Genomic DNA, 2388 nt, shown 5'->3' with positions numbered 1-2388 from the left:
ACAGAAGGCGCAGATGAAAAAGAAGCTATGGCTGCTTTAGTAAGCCTTGTAGAAAGTAAATTTGGCGAAGAATAGTCAAAGTTATAATTAAAAATGCTTTAATAACTAAGCATTGATTCTTTATTACTACTGGGATATTTAATATCTTGGTAGTAATATTTTTTTATTAAACCTTCTATTTTATCTATATCAAAACTACCACTATTAATTTCCTGCAATAACATTATATTAACAATCTTATTTTCTGATATTCTTTTTCCTGAAACTATTAGCGGTCTACTAAAATAATAACCTTGGAAGTATGTATACCCAAATGAAACTGCTTGATTGAATTCTTCCATATCTTCAACTTTTTCCGCTATAAACTTTATATGTTTCGAGTTCACCTTTTCAATTACTTTTCTTCTCTCATAACCTTTAGTTATTTTAAAATCCACTTTAATTATATCAACAACCTCTATAAGTTTTATGTACTTACTTGAATAAACAAAATCATCTAATGCTATGAGATATCCTTGTTTTTTTAAATTTTTACATAACTCTATTATTTCATCTGTAGGCTCTATATCCTCTAATATTTCAATTATTACCGTTTCTGGTGGTAATACCTTGAAAATATCTGATTTTAAAATATTTTCAGTGAAATTAATAAATGCCTTTTTACCACCGGTTACTTCTTGAATTCCTATATTTACAAAACTATTTTTTATAACTTCAATAGTTGCCTTATCTCCATCTTCCGCTTGATATACGTTTTTTTCACTATTTCTAAATAACAATTCATATCCAAGTAATTTATTGAATTTATCAAGAATTGGCTGTCTTGCCAAAAAAACATTCATAGTTGCCTCCCTATTAAAACTTATTTATTAAATATCCTCTTATTATACATAATATTACACACATTTACAATATAATTCATATGATGACTATATTTAGGTTGTATTATTTATAATAGAGGTAAATTTCAATCTATTATAAACATCTTTAAATAATAATTATTATTATAATTAACCCCCGCCTTAATTAAGACGGGGGGGCCAATTATTATTTTAAACTATCATATATCTCAGACAAATTATCTTCCATACTTTCTAGGTAACCTTTATTATCTTCATTGCTTTCTATTGTGTATATCTTTTTTACTTTAGCGCCTACCTCTTTCGCAAGAGTTTCAGATACTCTAGGACTGGCCAGTTCCTCCATAAAAACCACTTTAACTCTATACTCTTTGGATAGATCAATTATTTTTTTCAGTTTTTGAGGGGTAGGCTCTCCTCCTGCAAATACATCTTCTACACTATTTTGTTTTAACCCAAAATCTCTGCACAAATAACCAAATGCAGCATGTCCTGTAACAAAATTCTTATTTTTCACACCTGCAAATTTTAAATTATATTCACTATAAAGCTTATCAAGTTTCTTTGAGAAATCTTCATAATTCTTCTCATAATATCCTTCATTTTTCTTATCTATTTTAACCAATGAATCTTTTATGTTTTTAGTTTGAATTTTAGCGTCTTTTAAACTAAGCCATATATGTGGATCATATTGTCCCTGCTCCTGAACTTGATCCTCTCCACTTTTTATCGGATTTATTCCAAGTGAGGAATTAACTACAACTAAATTCTTATTATTTATAGCATCTAGAGTTTTAGGTACCCAGGCTTCCATTCCAAATCCCGAATAAACAAATAAATCAGCGTTGCTTATACTTTTCATATCCTTTATTTTAGGTTCAAAATCATGTGGTTCAACGCCTTGTGGTATTACCGTTTTTACCTGTATTTTATCTTTACCTACAGCCTTCGCAAATTCTTCCAATGGATTAAAAGACACTACTACCTGTATCTTTGAATTGTCAGTTATAACCTGTCCTGTAGCTTCTTTTTTCATATTAAATGTAACCTTTGAGCATCCAACTAATGTAAATATAATACATGTCAAAAGCATCATGCTAATAATTTTTTTCAATGTTTTTTCACTCCTTAAGTTTATAACTTATTAACCTTATAATATTATGTAGCATACAAAAGAGTATGTATCATTACAATACACACTCTTTTCCATAACTAAATATAAATTACAAAACTTAGTTTTATTATATTTCCATTATTATTGGTATAATTATAGGTCTTCTCTTAGTTTTTATATATAAGAATTGGCCTAATGCATTTCTAATACTAGATTTTATTACTGCCCATTCTTTAACTTTATTACCTAAGCACTGTTCTAATTCTTTCCTTACGATGTCTCTAGCTTCATTAATAAGTTCATTGGATTCTTTCATATATACAAATCCTCTAGTTATTATGTCTGGCCCTGCTACGATACTATAAGTCTCTCTTTCTATAGTAACTACCACAGTAAGGATACCCTCTTCAGCTA

Annotated in this window: 2 protein-coding genes and 1 pseudogene; all 3 read right to left on the bottom strand. The window is 28.5% G+C overall.

Annotated features, from left to right (window positions below; all coding sequences use genetic code 11):
* Positions 1–98: 98 nt before the first annotated feature.
* Entirely contained in the window at positions 99–842 is a 744-nt protein-coding gene (locus Q0649_RS08940) for an EAL and HDOD domain-containing protein (protein WP_298840461.1), read from the bottom strand.
* A 205-nt stretch (positions 843–1047) separates the two neighbouring features.
* Positions 1048–1896, bottom strand: a complete 849-nt coding sequence (locus tag Q0649_RS08935; protein ID WP_298840463.1) for a metal ABC transporter substrate-binding protein — start codon at positions 1894–1896, stop codon at positions 1048–1050.
* Between the two features lie 205 nt (positions 1897–2101).
* Positions 2102–2388 (bottom strand): annotated as a pseudogene (locus tag Q0649_RS08930) (ribonuclease J); the annotation flags it as partial.

The organism is uncultured Clostridium sp. (assembly GCF_937920395.1).
GTDB lineage: Bacteria > Bacillota > Clostridia > Clostridiales > Clostridiaceae > Clostridium_AD.
Note: the sequence above shows the minus strand (reverse complement) of the source record. Positions and strands in the feature narration are given on the sequence as shown.

Excerpts from the sequence above, each read along its gene's own strand:
- Q0649_RS08940 (WP_298840461.1), bottom strand. The coding sequence starts at position 842 with ATGAATGTTTTTTTGGCAAGACAGCCAATTCTTGATAAATTCAATAAA.
- Q0649_RS08935 (WP_298840463.1), bottom strand. The coding sequence starts at position 1,896 with ATGAAAAAAGAAGCTACAGGACAGGTTATAACTGACAATTCAAAGATA.